General features: G+C 49.0%; 16 protein-coding genes, 1 rRNA gene, 1 pseudogene and 1 riboswitch. Of the genes and pseudogenes, 17 read left to right on the top strand and 1 reads right to left on the bottom strand.

Going from position 1 to position 18,560, the window contains the following annotated elements; genetic code table 11:
- The first annotated feature begins 110 nt into the window (after positions 1-110).
- Together rrf and KNP03_RS11140 are read left to right on the top strand one after the other, a co-directional pair.
- A 5S ribosomal RNA gene (gene rrf / locus KNP03_RS11145) occupies positions 111-227 on the top strand.
- 84 nt (positions 228-311) lie between these two features.
- Positions 312-503, top strand: coding sequence for an NETI motif-containing protein (locus tag KNP03_RS11140; RefSeq protein ID WP_015880702.1), 192 nt, complete (start codon positions 312-314; stop codon positions 501-503).
- 44 nt (positions 504-547) lie between these two features.
- Here the strand turns inward: KNP03_RS11140 and KNP03_RS11135 are convergent.
- A pseudogene (locus KNP03_RS11135) lies at positions 548-1,018 on the bottom strand (NUDIX hydrolase).
- 147 nt (positions 1,019-1,165) lie between these two features.
- Positions 1,166-1,267: riboswitch (purine riboswitch) on the top strand.
- A 69-nt stretch (positions 1,268-1,336) separates the two neighbouring features.
- Between KNP03_RS11135 and purE the strand changes: the two are divergent.
- The 15 genes from purE to KNP03_RS11060 all read left to right on the top strand — a co-directional run bounded on the left by purE (position 1,337) and on the right by KNP03_RS11060 (position 18,555).
- Positions 1,337-1,825: a 5-(carboxyamino)imidazole ribonucleotide mutase gene (gene purE, locus KNP03_RS11130; RefSeq protein ID WP_214829291.1), complete on the top strand. Its 489-nt coding sequence runs from the start codon at positions 1,337-1,339 to the stop codon at positions 1,823-1,825.
- On the top strand, positions 1,825-2,919 hold the full coding sequence (purK, locus tag KNP03_RS11125) for a 5-(carboxyamino)imidazole ribonucleotide synthase (RefSeq protein WP_214829289.1): 1,095 nt from the start codon (positions 1,825-1,827) through the stop codon (positions 2,917-2,919). Before purE ends, purK begins: the two co-directional genes overlap by 1 nt.
- Positions 2,916-4,208 (top strand): adenylosuccinate lyase, encoded by a 1,293-nt coding sequence (gene purB, locus KNP03_RS11120; protein WP_214829287.1) that lies wholly within the window; start codon positions 2,916-2,918, stop codon positions 4,206-4,208. The genes purK and purB overlap by 4 nt, the downstream gene beginning before the upstream one ends.
- Positions 4,209-4,256: 48 nt before the next feature.
- The gene (purC, locus tag KNP03_RS11115; RefSeq protein WP_214829285.1) at positions 4,257-4,961 is read left to right on the top strand and encodes a phosphoribosylaminoimidazolesuccinocarboxamide synthase; all 705 of its coding nucleotides are present in this window, start codon (positions 4,257-4,259) and stop codon (positions 4,959-4,961) included.
- Positions 4,958-5,200 (top strand): phosphoribosylformylglycinamidine synthase subunit PurS, encoded by a 243-nt coding sequence (gene purS, locus KNP03_RS11110; RefSeq protein ID WP_214829283.1) that lies wholly within the window; start codon positions 4,958-4,960, stop codon positions 5,198-5,200. The genes purC and purS overlap by 4 nt, the downstream gene beginning before the upstream one ends.
- On the top strand, positions 5,197-5,877 hold the full coding sequence (gene purQ / locus KNP03_RS11105) for a phosphoribosylformylglycinamidine synthase subunit PurQ (protein WP_214829281.1): 681 nt from the start codon (positions 5,197-5,199) through the stop codon (positions 5,875-5,877). Before purS ends, purQ begins: the two co-directional genes overlap by 4 nt.
- The gene (gene purL / locus KNP03_RS11100) at positions 5,861-8,080 is read left to right on the top strand and encodes a phosphoribosylformylglycinamidine synthase subunit PurL (protein WP_214829279.1); all 2,220 of its coding nucleotides are present in this window, start codon (positions 5,861-5,863) and stop codon (positions 8,078-8,080) included. The genes purQ and purL overlap by 17 nt, the downstream gene beginning before the upstream one ends.
- Positions 8,056-9,465: an amidophosphoribosyltransferase gene (gene purF, locus KNP03_RS11095; RefSeq protein ID WP_214829276.1), complete on the top strand. Its 1,410-nt coding sequence runs from the start codon at positions 8,056-8,058 to the stop codon at positions 9,463-9,465. Before purL ends, purF begins: the two co-directional genes overlap by 25 nt.
- 12 nt (positions 9,466-9,477) lie before the next feature.
- Positions 9,478-10,512 carry a phosphoribosylformylglycinamidine cyclo-ligase gene (gene purM, locus KNP03_RS11090; protein WP_214829274.1) on the top strand — a complete coding sequence of 345 codons (1,035 nt, stop codon included), beginning with the start codon at positions 9,478-9,480 and terminating at the stop codon, positions 10,510-10,512.
- A complete protein-coding gene (gene purN, locus KNP03_RS11085; RefSeq protein WP_214829272.1) occupies positions 10,509-11,087 on the top strand; it encodes a phosphoribosylglycinamide formyltransferase in 579 nt (192 codons plus the stop codon). The genes purM and purN overlap by 4 nt, the downstream gene beginning before the upstream one ends.
- The gene (gene purH, locus KNP03_RS11080; RefSeq protein WP_214829270.1) at positions 11,084-12,604 is read left to right on the top strand and encodes a bifunctional phosphoribosylaminoimidazolecarboxamide formyltransferase/IMP cyclohydrolase; all 1,521 of its coding nucleotides are present in this window, start codon (positions 11,084-11,086) and stop codon (positions 12,602-12,604) included. The genes purN and purH overlap by 4 nt, the downstream gene beginning before the upstream one ends.
- A gap of 13 nt (positions 12,605-12,617) precedes the next feature.
- Positions 12,618-13,871 carry a phosphoribosylamine--glycine ligase gene (purD, locus tag KNP03_RS11075; RefSeq protein WP_214829267.1) on the top strand — a complete coding sequence of 418 codons (1,254 nt, stop codon included), beginning with the start codon at positions 12,618-12,620 and terminating at the stop codon, positions 13,869-13,871.
- A gap of 91 nt (positions 13,872-13,962) precedes the next feature.
- Positions 13,963-16,245 (top strand): bifunctional diguanylate cyclase/phosphodiesterase, encoded by a 2,283-nt coding sequence (locus KNP03_RS11070; protein ID WP_214829265.1) that lies wholly within the window; start codon positions 13,963-13,965, stop codon positions 16,243-16,245.
- A 194-nt stretch (positions 16,246-16,439) separates the two neighbouring features.
- Positions 16,440-18,182 (top strand): adenine deaminase C-terminal domain-containing protein, encoded by a 1,743-nt coding sequence (locus tag KNP03_RS11065; protein ID WP_214829263.1) that lies wholly within the window; start codon positions 16,440-16,442, stop codon positions 18,180-18,182.
- Between the two features lie 67 nt (positions 18,183-18,249).
- On the top strand, positions 18,250-18,555 hold the full coding sequence (locus tag KNP03_RS11060; RefSeq protein ID WP_214742722.1) for a YerC/YecD family TrpR-related protein: 306 nt from the start codon (positions 18,250-18,252) through the stop codon (positions 18,553-18,555).
- Positions 18,556-18,560: the final 5 nt, after the last annotated feature.

The raw sequence follows: 18,560 nt of genomic DNA, 5'->3' as shown, positions 1-18,560 counted from the left end.
TGGAAGCGTGGCGACACGTGGAGCTGAATGATACTAATCGGTCGAGGCTTTGATCTAGTCTAGGTTTGTGTTGATGAATCCTCAGTTTTCAGGGAACAAGCCCTGTAAAGTCTGGTGGCGATAGCGAGACGGCCACACCCGTTCCCATGCCGAACACGGAAGTTAAGCGTCTCAGCGCCGAAAGTAGTTGGGGGTTCTCCCCCTGTGAGGATAGGACGTTGCCAGGCAAACGGTGGTTCTGGAGCATTCGCTCAAGGGCCGCCGTTTTTTCTTATCATCGATTTAGTCTAGCGGAAGAGAGGACGTAAGAAATGGCTAAGAAGATCAAAGTATATGTCGAACCAAATGAAACGGTCAGCGAATGTTTAGATCGAATCAATGAAATGGGTTATCGTCCTATACGCCGCATTGAAAAGCCCGTCTTTGAGCAAACGGGAGCCAAAGATGAACCTGTCCATTCCCATCAATCGATTTTATTTGAATGCGTCTCTAAAGAATCCTAATGCCAAGCCGTCACACAATCTGTGTGACGGCTTTTTGATTTGATTTAAAACGAATGCTCGCGTTCAAAGCATCGGTCTCCAAGCGCATCTAATATAGTTTGAGCCCGTTTTTCTATCTTTATAGGAAGATTCTCTTTACCAAAGTATTCAAGAGCCAGACTTTCACCGTCTTCCATAAGAAGTTCCCCATGTACTCCTTTTGCCTTATATAAATGGATGACACCGTATGTTTCGTCTCCGTTCGGATACTTAAAGTAACCATCTGCACCGGAAAAGACTTGGATTAATTCAAATTGCTTAGCAAAAAGTCCAGTTTCTTCTTATAATTCTCGTGCAGCGACTTCTTCCAACGTTTCCCCAAGCTCCATCGATCCTCCTGGTAAACCCCAGTCAAGTGTATCCGATCGGAATTGCATAAGTACCTCTTGTTTTTGATTGATGACCAAAATGGTCGCTCCGACGCTGATGATCGGACGGTTGCCAATCACTTCCCGAAGACTCGATATGTAACTCATCTAACTCCCCCTTTTTTAATAGAATACAGGATATACAGAGAAGATTCTTCTTATATCCAAAAAGCGAACGATAAATATTCAGACAATTAAAATGTTCGCAGTTTATTGACATGTTTTCAAAGAACAAGGTACGATAGGCGTGTGAGATAGGAAAAATAAATAGTGCTCCATATAATCGCAAGGAAATGGCTTGCAAGTTTCTACCTGATCACCGATTCTGATCAGACTATGGGGTGTAGCTGACGTGTATTTGTCATGCCTATACCCTAAACTGATTGCTCGGTTTAGGGATTTCTTTTTGTAAGGGGGACATTTGGAATGAACGTAGTAGTTGGAGTAATCATGGGTAGTTCATCTGACTGGGAGACGATGAAACATACATGTGACATGTTAGATGAGTTACAGATTCCATATGAAAAACAAGTCGTATCAGCTCACCGTACACCAGACCTTATGTTCGAATATGCTGAAGAGGCACGAGGCAGAGGCATTCAAGTAATCATTGCGGGTGCTGGTGGAGCAGCCCACCTTCCTGGAATGGTAGCTGCGAAAACGACACTTCCTGTCATCGGTGTCCCTGTTCAGTCGAAAGCACTCAATGGAATGGATTCGCTACTCTCGATTGTTCAGATGCCTGCAGGAGTTCCAGTAGCAACTGTTGCGATTGGTAAAGCGGGAGCAACGAATGCAGGATTACTTGCTGCTCAAATCCTCAGTATACATTCCACAGAAATTACAACGCGACTTGAGACGTTCCGTGAGCAAAAACAAGAGATGGCGATGCGGGGAACGGAGGAGTTGGTTTGATGAGAATCGGAATTTTAGGTGGAGGACAACTTGGACGGATGATGTCTCTTAGTGCGAGTGCAATGGGGTATACGACACTTTGTCTCGATCCAAACCCAAATGCACCAACCGCGCAAGTGGCAGATTCAATTGTTGCCTCATTTGATGATGTCGATGCCGCAAAGAAACTCGCCGATCGTTCTGACATCGTGACGTACGAATTCGAAAATATCGACACCGAAATGATTGCTGCGATTGAAGAAAAATGTCCACAAGGAATGGATGTATTGAAAGCGACGCAACATCGCCTCTTAGAAAAACAAATGATTGAATCTGCAGGGCTACGAGTCGCACCTTATGTTTCAGTACGTACCGTTCGAGATGTTCGGGAGGCGAAAGAGAAGCTTGGGTTGCCATTTGTCATCAAAACGTGTCGCTTCGGCTATGACGGAAAAGGGCAGACAGTCATTCGGACGGAACAGGATGTTCAGGCATTCATTGAACAGTTCACCGAACAAGAATATGTCGCTGAAGCTTGGTTGCCGTTTGAAAAAGAGATCTCGGTCATTGTGACACGAGGAGAAGAAGAAACGTCAACGTTCCCAATCAGTGAAAATATTCATCACAACAACATTCTACATCTATCCATCGTACCAGCTCGTGTTGCAGGTGAGATTCAAGAAGATGCGAGACATCTCGCACTTCAACTCGCGGACCACATCGGATTGATGGGAACACTCGCTGTCGAGTTGTTTGTCATGCCAGATGGTCGCCTTTACGTAAACGAACTCGCACCACGTCCACATAATTCTGGACACTATACGATTGATGCATGTGAGACCTCACAATTTGAACAACACATTCGAGCCGTGACGGGGATGCGTCTCGGACGAACGACATTGAACACTCCGGTCGTCATGGTCAATCTTCTCGGCGAACATATGCAACGACTCAATGTCAAAGCATTGCCATCGAATGTTAAACTACATCTGTATGGAAAAGATGAAGCGAAGACGGGTCGCAAGATGGGACACTTGAATGTTCTTGGCGACACGGTCGAAGATGCGCTTCATACCATCGAACAACTGGCAATTTGGAAGGAGACCGTTTTATGATTTCACGTTACACCCGCCCAGAGATGGCAAACATTTGGACCGATCAAAATAAGTTCGAGGCTTGGTTGAAAGTCGAACTTTACGCGTGTGAAGCTTGGAGTGAACTTGGGATCATCCCGAAAGAAGACGTTCAAGTTCTTTGGGAAAAGGCGTCGTTTGATGTAGATCGTATTTTAGAAATTGAACAAGAGACACGTCATGATGTGATCGCCTTCACCCGTGCCGTTTCAGAAACACTTGGAGAAGAAAAGAAGTGGGTACATTACGGACTAACTTCGACGGATGTCGTCGATACGGCACTCTCGTACTTAATCAAACAGGCGAACGATATTTTAGAGGCCGATTTAGATCGCTTCATCGGCATTCTTGCAGAGAAAGCAAAAGCACATAAATATGACATCATGATGGGACGTACGCACGGTGTACACGCAGAGCCGACAACGTTCGGTTTGAAGCTCGCCCTTTGGTATGAAGAAATGAAACGTAACAAGAAACGTTTCATGGCAGCACGCGAAACGATTGAATTCGGGAAGATGAGTGGAGCCGTCGGGACGTTTGCAAACATCGACCCGTTCATCGAGTCATACGTGTGTGACAAGCTCGGCATTCAAGCTGCACCGATTTCGACACAGACGCTCCAACGTGACCGCCATGCCGAGTACATGTCGACGCTCGCCTTGATTGCGACATCGATTGAAAAGATGGCGACCGAGATTCGTGGCCTTCAAAAGACAGAGACACGCGAAGTGGAAGAGTTTTTCGCAAAAGGGCAAAAAGGATCGTCGGCGATGCCGCATAAACGGAATCCAATCGGTTCTGAAAACATGACAGGTCTTGCGCGTGTCATTCGCGGTCATATGATGACGGCGTACGAAAATGTTCCACTCTGGCATGAGCGCGACATCTCGCACTCTTCAGCTGAACGAATCATCATTCCGGATGCGACGATTCTCCTCAACTATATGTTGAATCGCTTCGGTAACATCTTGAAGAACTTGACAGTGTTCCCGGACAACATGCGCCGGAACATGGACCGGACATTCGGGATCATTTTCTCACAACGGATTCTACTCGGTCTAATTGAGAAAGGCTGGTCGCGTGAAGCTGCATATGATGCGGTTCAACCAAAAGCAATGCAGGCATGGGAAGAAGAGACGATGTTCCGGACATTGATCGAACAAGATGAAGAGATGGGTGCACTTTTCACAAGTGAGGAGCTCGATGAGTTGTTCGACCCGCGTTATCACGTACGCCGTGTCGATACGATTTTTGAACGCTGTGGTTTGTAATCGTTGAGGGGCGAATAGCCCCTCTCACTTTTAAGGGGGACGGTTCAGATGAAAGCAATTTATGAAGGCAAGGCGAAAGCGTTATTTGAAACAGAAGAAGCGGGTGTGCTTCGCGTTTACTATAAGGATGATGCGACAGCATTCAATGGTGAGAAGAAAGAGTCGATTGATGGGAAGGGGATCCTGAACAACGCTATCACGACTCAGCTGTTTGAATTGATGCATGACAACAAGATTCCGACGCACTTCATCAAAAAAATCTCAGATCGGGAACAGCTCGTTCGCCGTGTCGAAATCATTCCGTTAGAAGTGGTTGTCCGAAACGTAGCGGCAGGAAGTTTGGCGAAACGGCTAGGGTGGGAGGAAGGAAAAGCTCTTCTTGCTCCGATTGTCGAGTTTTACTACAAGGATGATGCTTTAGGCGATCCACTTCTGACCGAAGATCATATTCGTTTACTGCAAGTCGCCACACATAAAGAAGTCGAAACATTGCGACAACTCGGCCTTTGGGTGAACGATGTGTTGCTTGATTTCTTCGGACAACATGGCATTGACGTCATCGATTTCAAATTAGAGTTCGGAAAAGTAGACGGAACCATCATCTTAGCAGATGAGATTTCGCCAGACACGTGTCGACTTTGGGACAAAGCGACAAAACAAAAATTAGATAAAGATGTATTTCGTCGCGATTTAGGTTCATTGACAGAGACGTATGGACAATTGCTAACACGCATAGGGGGAAACGAACAATGAAAAAAGTAAACGTGTATGTGACATTACGTGAAAGTGTACTTGACCCACAAGGAGTTGCCGTGAAAGGCGGGCTCGAACATCTTGGATTCTCTGGAATTGAATCGGTGCGCATCGGGAAAGTCATCGAACTTCAGGTCGCTGACGACACGACTGAAGACATGGTCAAAGAAATGTGTGAGAAGTTACTCGTCAACACGGTCATTGAGAATTATGAAATCGAGATGGGGGTACTTGCATGAAGTTCGCGGTCATCGTCTTTCCAGGATCAAACTGTGACCTCGACATGTATCACGCGGTAAAAGACGTGCTCGGGGAAGAAGCGGAATACGTGTTCCATACAGAAACCTCACTTGAAGGATTTGATGGGGCCCTCTTACCAGGCGGCTTCTCATATGGAGATTACTTGCGTTGCGGATCAATCGCCCAGTTTTCACCGATCATGACTGAAGTAAAGCGTTTCGCAGAAGAAGGACGCCCGGTGCTTGGTGTGTGTAACGGATTCCAAGTACTCGTCGAAGCGGGACTCTTACCAGGCGTGTTGATGCGAAACCGTGATTTGAAATTCATGTGTAAGACAGTCGAGCTCGTCGTCGAAAACAATCAGACGATGTTCACAAGTGATTATGCGGCACAGGAAACGATTCGTGTCCCAATCGCACACGGTGAGGGCAACTACTACTGTGACGACGCAACACTCGAGGCATTAAAAGCAAACGGCCAGATCGCGTTCACCTATAAAGAGAACCCGAACGGATCGGTCGCAAATATCGCCGGTATCACGAACGAGACAGGAAACGTACTCGGCATGATGCCACACCCGGAGCGTGCGGTCGAAGCGTTGCTCGGTGGGGAAGACGGTAAACGATTATTCACGTCAATCGTAAAATGGGGGGCACGACATGTTACTTACAACTGAACCGACAGCTACACAAATCCGTGATGAAAAAATCTATGCCACGATGGGATTATCGGACGACGAATACGCACTCGTCGTCTCACTACTCGGCCGGGAGCCAAACTATACAGAAATCGGTCTCTTCTCGGTCATGTGGTCTGAACACTGTTCGTACAAAAACTCGAAACCCGTGCTCCGGAAGTTTCCGACAACCGGAAAGCACGTCTTACAAGGACCAGGAGAAGGGGCAGGAATCGTCGATATCGGAGACGGTCAAGCTGTCGCCTTCAAAATCGAGAGTCATAATCACCCGTCAGCGATTGAACCTTACCAGGGAGCGGCGACTGGGGTGGGCGGAATCATCCGTGACATCTTCTCGATGGGTGCTCGTCCGATTGCACTATTAAACTCACTCCGTTTCGGAGATTTGAACGAATCACGTGTGAAACATTTATTCGGTCATGTCGTATCAGGGATTGCCGGTTATGGGAACTGTGTTGGAATCCCGACTGTCGGCGGAGAAGTCGCATTTGACCCGGCCTACTCTGGAAACCCGCTCGTCAATGCGATGTGCGTTGGTTTCATCCGTCACGAAGACATTCAAAAAGGAATCGCGGAAGGTGTCGGAAACTCAGTCATGTATGTCGGTGCGACGACAGGGCGCGACGGGATTCATGGTGCCACGTTCGCCTCTGAAGAACTCGGGGAAGACGCTGACGAGAAACGCCCAGCCGTCCAAGTCGGAGACCCGTTCATGGAGAAACTGTTGATTGAAGCGTGTCTTGAAGTCATCAAACACCCGGCGCTCGTCGGGATTCAAGACATGGGGGCAGCCGGATTGACCTCTTCGTCAGCGGAGATGGCCTCTAAAGCCGGCATGGGCATCGAGATGAACCTAGACCTCGTCCCGCAACGTGAAACAGGCATGACGCCTTACGAGATGATGTTGTCCGAATCGCAAGAACGCATGCTGCTCGTCGTCAAAGCCGGACATGAAGACGAGATTGAAGCAATCGTCACGAAGTGGGGACTTCATGCGATCAAGGTCGGAGAGGTCATTGAAGAGAAAGTACTCCGTCTCGTTCATCAGGGAGAAGTGGCAGCAGAGGTGCCAGTCGACGCGCTCGCGGAAGACGCTCCTGTCTATCATAAACCTTCAAAAGTACCAGCCTACTACGAAGCTTTCCAAGCGATGAAACCTGTCACACCAATCGTCGAAGATGTGATGGCGACATGGAAAGACGTCCTTGCAATGCCGAGCATTGCCTCGAAGCGTTGGGTATATGAGCAATACGACCATATGGTTCAAACATCAACGGTCGTCGCACCAGGCAGTGATGCCGCGGTCATTCGCATTCGTGAGACGGAGAAGTCGCTCGCAATGACGACCGACTGTAACGCGAAATATGTATATCTCGACCCACGTGTCGGTGGGGCAATCGCTGTCGCCGAAGCGGCGCGTAACATCGTCGCAAGTGGTGCGGAGCCTCTTGCTTTGACGGACTGTCTTAACTTCGGAAGCCCGGATAAGCCGGAAGGATTCTGGCAACTCGACCAAGCCGTCGAAGGGATGGCGGAAGCTTGCCGGACACTCGATACACCTGTCATCGGTGGAAACGTATCGTTGTACAACGAATCGAACGGACAAGCCATCTACCCGACGCCGGTCGTCGGGATGGTCGGACTCATTGAGAAACCGGAGCATATTACAACTTCGTTTGCGAAACAAGCAGGAGACGTCGTCTTCTTACTCGGTGAGACGAAAGCGGAATTTGGTGGAAGTGCCCTTCAGATGTTACAGGACGGAAAAGTGAGCGGACATGCGCCGACACTTGATCTTCAGGAAGAGCGTCAGACACAGAAAGCATTGCTTCAAGCCATTCGTGAAGGCCTTGTAACGGCGGCACACGATGTGTCAGAAGGTGGTCTTGCGGCAGCGTTACCGGAACTCGTTTTCGGAACAGGGCTCGGTGTTGATGTGACAATCGATACAGATCTCGTCACCGCACTATTCAGTGAATCCCAGTCACGTTTCCTCGTGACGGTCGACAAGGCGCAAGCGAAAGCATTTGAGAAAGTGACGGAAGGAACACAAATAGGTACGGTCACAGAAGCGGAAACCGTTGTCGTTCGCGCGAGCGATCGCTTGATTGAAATGGATGTGCAAGAGTTGGAACGTGTATGGGAAGGAGCTATTCCATGTTATATGACATCCGAGGCATGAACGAGGAGTGTGGCGTTTTTGGTGTGTTCGGTCACATCGACGCCTCACACCTTGCCTACTACGGACTTCACAGTTTGCAGCACCGTGGTCAAGAAGGAACGGGAATCGTGACGGCTGATGGCGAGCGTCTCCATGCGAAACGTGGACTTGGGTTGGTTGCGGAAGTATTTGACGAGGTATCGTTGGATGCATTGACAGGACACCATGCCATCGGGCACGTCCGTTACTCAACGGCAGGGGGCAATACGTTAGAAAACGTACAGCCCCTTCATTTTAAATCCTTGACCGGGGACCTGGCGATGGCGCATAACGGGAACCTCGTGAACGCGAACGAGTTGAAGCATATGCTCGAGGCAGAAGGAGCGATTTTCCAAACGACGTCTGACACGGAAGTCGTGGCACATTTGATCAAACGGAGCCGCGGGAATACGTTGAAAGAACGCATTTCAGATAGTCTGGCACGACTCGTCGGGGCGTTTGCTTTTCTCTTTTTAACGGAAGACGCGCTTTATGTCGGGGTCGACGTTCATGGACTGCGCCCGTTATCGCTTGGACAAACAGAGGACGGTGCTTATGTTTTCGCTTCGGAAACATGCGCGTTTGACGTCGTGGGGGCGACGTACGTCCGGGATGTCGAGCCGGGTGAACTGCTCATGATTACAAAGGACGGGATTACATCAGAACGTTACAGTGAGGCGGCGGTTCGCGCGATGTGTTCAATGGAATACATCTACTTTTCACGACCGGACTCGATCATCGATGGCATCAATGTGCATACGGCACGAAAAGCGATGGGGAAAAAGATGTTCGAAGAGGCACCGGTTGAGGCGGACGTCGTGACCGGAGTTCCGGATTCGAGTATCTCGGCGGCAATCGGATATGCCGAAGCAAGCGGCATCCCGTATGAGATGGGGCTCATTAAAAATCGATATGTCGGACGGACGTTCATCCAGCCTTCACAGGAATTAAGAGAACGCGGGGTCAAAATGAAGTTATCCGCCTTACGTGGTGTCGTCAATGGGAAACGCGTCATCATGGTCGATGACTCGATTGTCCGGGGGACGACAAGTCGACGGATCGTCAGTCTGCTCCGGGAGGCGGGCGCGACAGAGGTACACGTTCGTATTACGTCTCCACCGATTAAACACCCGTGCTATTACGGGATTGACACCTCGACAAAAGAGGAATTGATTGCGGCAACCAAATCAGTTGAAGAGATTAAAGAAGAGATTGGTGCCGATTCACTGGCGTTCCTCACATTAGAAGGGACAGTCGAAGCGATTGACCGTCCATTCGAAGGAGCGTTACGCGGGCAGTGTGCTGCCTGTTTCACCGGGCTTTATCCGACAGAACTGGCAGAACTTATGACAGAGACGAAAGCTTGAGGGGGATGACCGATGAGCGTAAGATATGAACAAGCGGGTGTGAATTTAGAAGCAGGATATGAAGCTGTATCCCGAATGAAACGACATGTTGCACGGACGATGCGACCGGAAGTCATGACCGGTCTCGGTAGTTTCGGCGCCATGATTGACCTTGGGTCGATGAACATGAAACATCCAATCCTCGTGAGCGGAACAGATGGTGTTGGCACTAAATTGAAACTGGCATTTGCCCTCAATCAACATGATACGATTGGGATCGATTGTGTGGCGATGTGCGTGAATGATTGTCTCGTCCATGGTGCAGAACCGCTTTATTTCCTCGATTATATTGCGACGGGGAAAGCGGAACCGGCCAAACTGGAACGAATCGTGGCGGGTGTCGCGGAAGGTTGTGTCCAGGCCGGATGCGCGCTTGTTGGGGGAGAGACTGCGGAAATGCCAGGCATGTACCCGGATGGGGAGTATGACATCGCAGGTTTTGCTGTCGGTGTCGTTGAAAAAGAAGACTTGTTGGATGGCTCCACGATTCAGGCAGGTGATGTGGTGCTCGGCCTTGCTTCTTCGGGGGTTCATTCGAACGGGTTTTCTCTTGTTCGCCATATCGTCGAGGCACAACAATTGAACTATACGGACGAAATCGCCATGCTCGATACAACACTCGGCAACGCCTTGTTGCTCCCGACACGAATTTACGCTGAAGCGGCGAAAGCAGCGATTTCGACTGGAAAAGTACAAGGGATGGCACACATCACAGGCGGCGGCTTTTATGAAAACGTGCCACGTATGTTGCCCGAAGGACTCGGTGTCACGTTTGATGCGTCGAATTGGCCAAGTCTTCCTGTATTCGACTGGCTCGAACAAGTCGGAAACATTTCGAAACAGGAGATGTTCAACGTGTTCAATATGGGAATCGGTTATATGATCACGGTTCGCGCTGAAGATGTGGAACTCGTCGAAGCGGCACTTGAACGTGTCGGAGAAACCCCGTACCGAATTGGCAAAGTCGAGAATCGTCCAGGAATCCGAATCTCAGGAGTCGACCAATGAAACGAATTGCCATTTTTGCATCAGGATCAGGGAGTAACGCGGAAGCGATTTGGCAATCGATTGAACGAGGCGTTTTGGAAGCCGAGTGCGTTCTCCTCGTGACAGATCAGCCCGAAGCGAAAGTTCTCGAACGAGCGGAGCGCTACGGCATAACGAGCTTTTCATTTATACCGAAATCGTACGCGTCGAAGGCAGATTTTGAAGAAGAAATTCTTGTTCTGCTGACATCGCTTCGCGTCGATTACATTGTATTAGCAGGCTATATGCGACTGATTGGAGAGGTATTGCTGTCCGCTTATCCTAGCCGAATCCTCAACATCCATCCGTCTCTCCTTCCTCATTTTCCCGGGAAAGACGCCATTGGACAGGCGCTTGCCGCGAACGTTTCCGTCAGTGGGGTGACGGTGCATTACGTAGATGCCGGTATGGATACCGGCCCCATCATTGCGCAGGAATCCGTCGAAATCGAGGAATGTGACCGTACGGAAGCCACATCACGCATCCAAGCGGTTGAACATCGATTGTATCCACGCGTCCTGCAACAAGTGTTAAATCAACAGGAGGTTTTCAAGTGAGAGCATTATTGAGTGTTTCAGATAAAACAGGCATTGTGGAGTTAGCCCAGTCGTTACACGAGGCAGGTATTGAACTCATTTCAACAGGCGGAACGGAAGCGGTGCTTCAAAAAGCAGGGTTACCGGTCAAAAACATCTCAGAAGTGACAGCGTTCCCGGAAATGTTGGATGGACGTGTTAAAACGCTGCATCCGCTCGTTCACGGTGGTCTGCTTGGACGTCGCGATTTGGAATCACATGTTGCGCAAATGAAAGAACATCACATCGACCCAATCGACTTTGTCGTCGTCAACCTGTATCCGTTCAAAGAAACAATCGCCAAAGAAGAGACGACTTACGAAGAAGCGATTGAAAATATTGATATCGGCGGACCGAGTATGCTTCGATCAGCTGCAAAAAATCATGCGAGTGTGACGGTGGTGGTCGATCCGCTCGATTATGACCTTGTTGCGGCAGAAGTTCAAAACGGAGGCACGTCTTTTGAAACCCGTCAACGTCTCGCAACGAAGGCGTTCCGTCACACGGCAGCGTACGATGCACTCATTGCGGACTATTTGGGTCGTCAGATCGAAGAGACATTCCCTGAACAGTTGACGGTGACGTATGAAAAAGTACAAGATCTTCGTTACGGGGAAAATCCGCACCAACAGGCGGCGTTTTATAAGACACCGCTCTACGACGGCATGACGCTAGCCAATGCCACACAATTGCACGGAAAAGAACTCTCATACAACAACATCCAAGATACGAATGCAGCACTTGAAGCATTGAGCGAGTTGAACGAACCGGCAGCCGTCGTCGTCAAACATATGAATCCATGTGGTGTGGCTGTGGGACGTACAATCAGCCAAGCGTTCGAACGAGCGCATGCAGCCGATCCGGTTTCGATCTTCGGCGGGATTGTCGCTTTGAACCGTGAAGTCGACCTCGAGACGGCCGAAGCACTTCGTCAAATCTTTTTAGAGATTGTAATTGCGCCGTCCTTCAGCGAGGCAGCACTTGAACTTTTGAAAGAGAAGAAAAATTTACGTTTGTTGACGCTCGATATGGGACCGATGACCGGCATGCGGTTGACGGCCGTCGCCGGTGGACTGCTCGTACAAGACGGGGATGATATGACCCTCGATGACGCAACTTGTCAGATCGTGACGGATCGTCGCCCGACCGCAGCAGAGTGGGAAGACTTGAAGTTGGCATGGCGTGTCGTCAAACATGTGAAGTCTAACGCAATCGTGGTCGCCAAAGATGAGACGACAATCGGGATTGGTGCAGGGCAAATGAATCGCGTCGGAGCGGCGAAAATCGCGTTCGAACAAGCTGGTGAGCGGGCAAAAGGTGCCGCCCTCGGCAGTGATGCTTTCTTCCCGATGGGGGACACGGTCGAAGCAGCGGCTGCAGCAGGGATTACGGCCATCATCCAACCAGGTGGATCGATTCGAGATGATGAATCCATCGAAGCGGCAAATCGTCATGGAATTACGATGGTATTCACATCAGTCAGACACTTTAAACATTGAGAGGGGCGGCTTCATGAACGTATTAGTCATCGGACGAGGCGGGCGCGAGCACGCGCTCGCCTGGAAATTGAAACAAGACGGGCATCAAGTGTTCGTCGCACCGGGAAATCCATTCATGGAAGGGATGACGTGTGTCGACATCAATGAAACAAATGTCGACGCACTCGCTCGTTTCGCTGAAGAGAATGGAGTGGCATGGACCATTGTCGGTCCAGAGTCTGCACTCATGGCCGGTGTCGTCGATACGTTTCAGGAAAAAGGGCTCAAAATTTTCGGTCCGACAAAAGCAGCGGCTTTGTTGGAAGGAAGTAAGGCGTTTGCTAAAGAAGTGATGACAGCAGCACAGATTCCGACCGCCTCCTATGAAGCGTTTACCGATGAAAAGGCGGCGCTTGCCTATGTGAGAGCAACCGGGGCACCTGTTGTCGTCAAAGCGGATGGACTTGCCGCCGGAAAAGGTGTAACGGTCGCATTCACCCTTGAAGAAGCCGAATCGGCTGTGCGCGATATTTTTGGTACCGATAAATACGGACACCAGTCACAGGTCGTCATTGAAGAGTTTTTGGAAGGAGAAGAGTTCTCACTTATGGCGTTCGTCTCGGGAGAACGTGTCATCCCGATGATCACTTCTCAGGACCACAAGCGGGCGTTTGACGGAGACCAAGGTCCAAACACTGGTGGGATGGGGGCGTATAGCCCGATGCCGCACCTGCCGACGGACGTTTATGAAAAATCGGTGCAGACCGTTTTGGAGCCGCTCGCTCAAGAAATGGTGAAACGTGGCACACCATTTTCAGGTTTCTTGTACGCCGGATTGATTTTGACGGAAAGTGGACCGAAAGTCATCGAATTCAATGCCCGGTTCGGGGATCCGGAGACAGAGGTCATTCTTCCGAATCTGACATCCCCTTTAGTAGACGTCATCGAAGCAGTCGTCAACGATCAATCCTATGAGATTGAGTGGAATCAGGGTTATACGATTGGGGTAGTGATTGCAGCCGAAGGGTATCCGGGTAAACCGGTGACAGGACAAGTGTTGTCCGGATTCGATACACTGCCTGAGGATGTGTTCGTGTTCCATGCAGGCACAGCACATTTTGAAGGGAAGATGATTGGGAACGGTGGCAGACTCGTTGTCGTCACGGCAACGAGACCGACATTGCACGAAGCGAAAGTGGCCGTTTATGATGCCATCGGTCAACTGGATATACCGCAAACGTTTTATCGAAGCGATATCGGGGCGCGAGCGTTTGCACAGATTTTTTAAAGGATGGGTCAACCTATCCTTTTTTTCATGCGAAAAAAAGGGAATCTGCACATCCTGCACTACAATAAAGAAAGTAGATTGAAGAAAGAGGGTGGTCGGCCTGCGTGTACAAACTAAATTATTTTTAGCGATTGCCGTTAACATCGTACTCTTCATCGGCGTCATTTTATTTATTATCAAACCGTACTTTATTGAAAAAAGCATAGAACAAGACCAGGCCATGACACAGGAACAAATTGAAAGTGTGACTGAAGTGTTCGCCAATCAACGTATGATGCAGGAGCGAACGTTGGTCGACTGGGCTGTCTGGAGCAACGCGTACGATTTCGTTCTAGGGAAAAATGATGCATTTGTTGCGAACAATATGGGGCATGAAACACTGGAAAACCTCGGTGTCGGGGCAATGATCTTTTTGAATGAAGACAACCAAGTCGTTTACTCCGAATTCAACAAGTTTGCGCACTTGACCAGTGATGCTGAAAAAGATGCGTTCACGAAAGAAATCGTAAAGTTCTCCAACAAGTCGGAAATGAAGCAGCATGCGGTATATGGAACCGACTATGGTCCGGTTGTGTTTATGAGTCATCCGATTGTGAAGAGCGACGGGGCGGGCCCTCCAGCGGGAACGCTCATCGTCATTCAAAAAATCGGACCGGATTTCTTAGCGGCCATGAGTGCTCAGGCTAAGACAAATTTATCAATCAGTCCTTTATCGCATCAACAATTGACGGTTGAAACGGACGAACAGTTTGCTCGTGTCTCGTTACCGCTTCAAGCGATTTACCAGGATGCGAACTGGGAAGTAAATTTCTCCGTGAAACGTACGTATTATACGAATACGCAAACGATGCTCGAGACGGGCATGCTCGGATTGCTCGTTTTAGGTGTCGGGTTGTTATTGACACTTTTCTGGACCATCAACCAAATCGTGACGAAACGACTGTTTGAAATCGTGAAAGAGTTGAAGCGAATCACGATGGAGCGGAACAGTCGCCTTCGCATCCCGATAAAACCGCGTAAACGGGATGAGATTGAAGAGATGGCCATCAGTATGAACGAAGTGCTCGATGCGCTCGAACAAACACAGAAAGAATCCCTCAGCCGAGCTTTCCGTGACTCGTTGACGAGACTTCCGAACCGGCTGGCGGTCGAAGAAATGTTTACCAATCTACCTGTTTCGTCCCGTCAGATTGGCGTCATGGGGATCGATTTGGATAACTTCCGTCGAATCAATGATCAGTTCGGTCAACGGACCGGAGACGCGATGTTGACGTTTTTCGCTTCACGATTGATGTTCTACAAGGAAGACGGTTTTGTGGCACGAATCGGTGCGGATGAGTTTATCTTCATTCACCCGAATTGGGCGACTGAAGAGTTGACACTGGTCGCAAATCAACTGATCAAGGACTTGCGTGAGTGGGGTTTGAAACAAGGGATGAACGGTCTGACACTCAGTATCGGAATCGATGAGTTACTTGATCCAAACGTGCTCTCCTACGAAGTGATGATGTCACGTCTGGATGTCGTGTTGCATGAAGTGAAGGTATCAGGAAAGAACAATATCCTTTCGTATAAAGAAATTGAAAATGGCAGTCATTATTTGCAAGCTCTTGAGATGGAACGGGATTTGCGGCATGCCTTACGGAATGATGAGTTCGAATTATACTATCAACCAATCGTCTCCCCGCACCCGTTCCAAGTGCGTGGTGTCGAAGCGCTCGTACGTTGGCAACACCCGACGAAAGGGTTTATCTCGCCGGGAGTGTTCATTCCCGTTGCTGAACAATTAGGACTCATTTCTGAAGTCGGACGATGGGTATTGCGACGTGCAATCACGGAAATCATGAATCATGTCGAGCACTTTGATTTGTTCTTGTCGGTGAATGTGTCGAAGCGTCAAATTTTAGACGGATCGTTCTTGCAGGAACTGAAGAATGTTTTAGAGGAGACCGGGTTTAATCCGACCCTTCTTCACGTAGAGATCACGGAAAGTGAAGTCGGTGGCAATATCTTTGAGCTTCAACAGTTTATTCACGTGCTGAAAAGAATGGGTGTGAAGATTTCGCTTGATGACTTTGGTGTCGGGACGTCTTCCTTGTCCTATTTACAATCACTCCATCTCGATATCGTGAAAATTGACCAAAACTTTGTTAAAGGGATTCCGGAAAACACATTTGACCGAGCCTTGCTCGAAGGACTTTATCAAACCTTCCAAACACTCGGTCTTGAAATTGTGACGGAAGGCGTCGAGCGACCTGAGCAACTGGCGTTCGTATTGGAGTATAGTAGCTCCTTAATACAAGGATATCATTACAGTAAACCGATCCCGTTACATCAACTTGAACATTATTTGGAAAAAGTAGTTGTGACATAATCATGACAAAAGCGACTCTGCGTTCAGAGTCGCTTGTTTTTTGTGAAAAAATATATGTGAAGTTTGTTACAATAGGTAACATAACTTGCGACCGTTTCAGAGAAAAGGTAAACTTGAAACAGAAGAAAGAAAACGCTTACATTGCTATTCTTTTATAGTAAATGTGATAGGCGGATAAGGGAGGATTGGGTTCGATGCCAGTAAAACGATCGGCGCGGGCACCGTGGTCAAAAGTGATGATTCGTTCACAACTAGAAGTTGTAGATCAAGTGAGACCACCTTCGCTCGTATTAAAGAACGCCACGTATTTGAATATGTACGTGAAGCAATGGAAAACAGCAAACATTTGGATTGAAGGGGACCGAATCGTCTACGTGGGTCCGGAGTTACCGGACCAAGCCGTTGAGATGATCGATGTTTCAGATAAATATATTGTACCGGGATATATCGAACCGCACGCACACCCGTTCCAGCTGTATAACCCGGCGACACTCTCGAAGTATGCGGGTGAACGCGGGACGACGACTCTCGTGAATGACAACATGCTTCTTTTTTTACAAGAGGAGGAGCAAGCGTTTGCTCAACTCGATTTGATTCAACAGTTGCCGACGAGCACGTATTGGTGGGCCCGGCTTGATACGCAAACAGAACTGGACCGGGAAAGTGTGGCCGTTGATTCCGAACGGGTCCACGCCTGGTTCAACCATCCGGATGTCGTCATGGCAGGCGAATTAACGGCATGGCCACGGACATTACAAGGGGACGATGAGCTTTTACAATGGATGCTTGATGCCGAAACGTGCGGGTTACCGGTTGAAGGGCACTTTCCAGGAGCCTCGGCGAAGACATTGACAAAAATGGCGTTGATGGGCGTCCACAGCGACCATGAGGCAATGACGACGGAAGAAGCACTTTGCCGTCTGGAGCATGGATATACGACGACATTACGTCATTCCTCGATTCGCCCTGACTTACCGAAGATGCTGAAAGGGTTACTCGAATCCGGATTAGAAGCGTTCGACCACTTGATGGTGACGACAGACGGCTCCACTCCAGGATTTTATGAGGGTGGAATGCAAGACAACTTGATCCGGATCATGATGGAGGCAGGGCTTCCGGCGATTGAGGCGTATCGAATTGTATCGCTCAACGTCGCTAGACACTTTGACTTAGATCATGTTCTCGGATCGATTGCACCGGGACGGATCGCGCATCTGAACATCCTGGATGCAATCGATGAGCCGCGACCGTCGGCCGTCATCGCAAAAGGGCAATGGATTTATCGGGACGGCGTTTCGTTATTCCCAGATGAGTTAGTAGAAGCCATCTTTGAAAAAATGCCAGCGACTGACGTGGCGATTGACCTGATGCCTGAAGATTTATCGTTCAGCATGCCGGTCGGACTGGATATGGTGAACTCGGTCATCATGAAACTGTTTAAAATTACGCATGACACCGGTCAGGATGAACTGCCGCGTGACGAGGATGAGTCGTTCCTCATGCTCCTAGATAAAGAAGGAAAGTGGCGTTTGAACACGGTGTTGAAAGGATTTGCAAAAGATTTCGGCGGGCTCGTCAGCTCGTATTCCATCAGCGGGGACTACTTGATTTTAGGCAAGTGCAAACAAGACATGCTTAAAGCGTTTGCGCGTATGAAAGAGCTCGGAGGCGGAATTGTACTCGTCGACCGGGGCGAGATTGTTGCCGAAATCCCGTTACCGCTTTGCGGGATGACTTCTATTGAGCCGATTGAACAGTTGATTGTACAGGAAAAGCAGTTCCAAAAAGAGCTGCGGGCCCGGGGCTATCAATTTGAAGACCCGATTTATACGTTGCTGTTCCTGGCTTCCACGCACTTACCTTATGTTCGGGCGACACCGCTTGGAATTTATGAAGTGATGAAAAAGCAAGTACTATTTCCAGCAATTTTGCGATGAGTAGTTGAGTCCGAGGCGACCGTGCTTTAGAATGATTAAGAAGTACGAGAAGAGAGGATGCTTGCGGATGCAACTCGATAAATTACGAGGTCGGGAGCTCGATCAATTGTTCGAAGCGATTTTGAAGCTCGAGACACTCGAAGATTGTTATCAATTGTTCGATGATTTGGCGACTGTCAATGAAGTCCAGGCGCTTGCCCAGCGACTTGAAGTGGCACGACAAATTCGTGAAGGAAATACGTATCATAAAATTGAAGATGCGACAGGGGCTTCGACCGCTACCATTTCACGCGTCAAACGTTGCTTGAACTATGGGACGGGTGGGTATGATTTAGCCCTCGAACGTCTACAACAAACAAAAGGTGACTCGTAAGAGTC

The organism is Exiguobacterium algae (genome assembly GCF_018617875.1).
Classification (GTDB): domain Bacteria; phylum Bacillota; class Bacilli; order Exiguobacteriales; family Exiguobacteriaceae; genus Exiguobacterium; species Exiguobacterium algae.
Note: the sequence above shows the minus strand (reverse complement) of the source record. Positions and strands in the feature narration are given on the sequence as shown.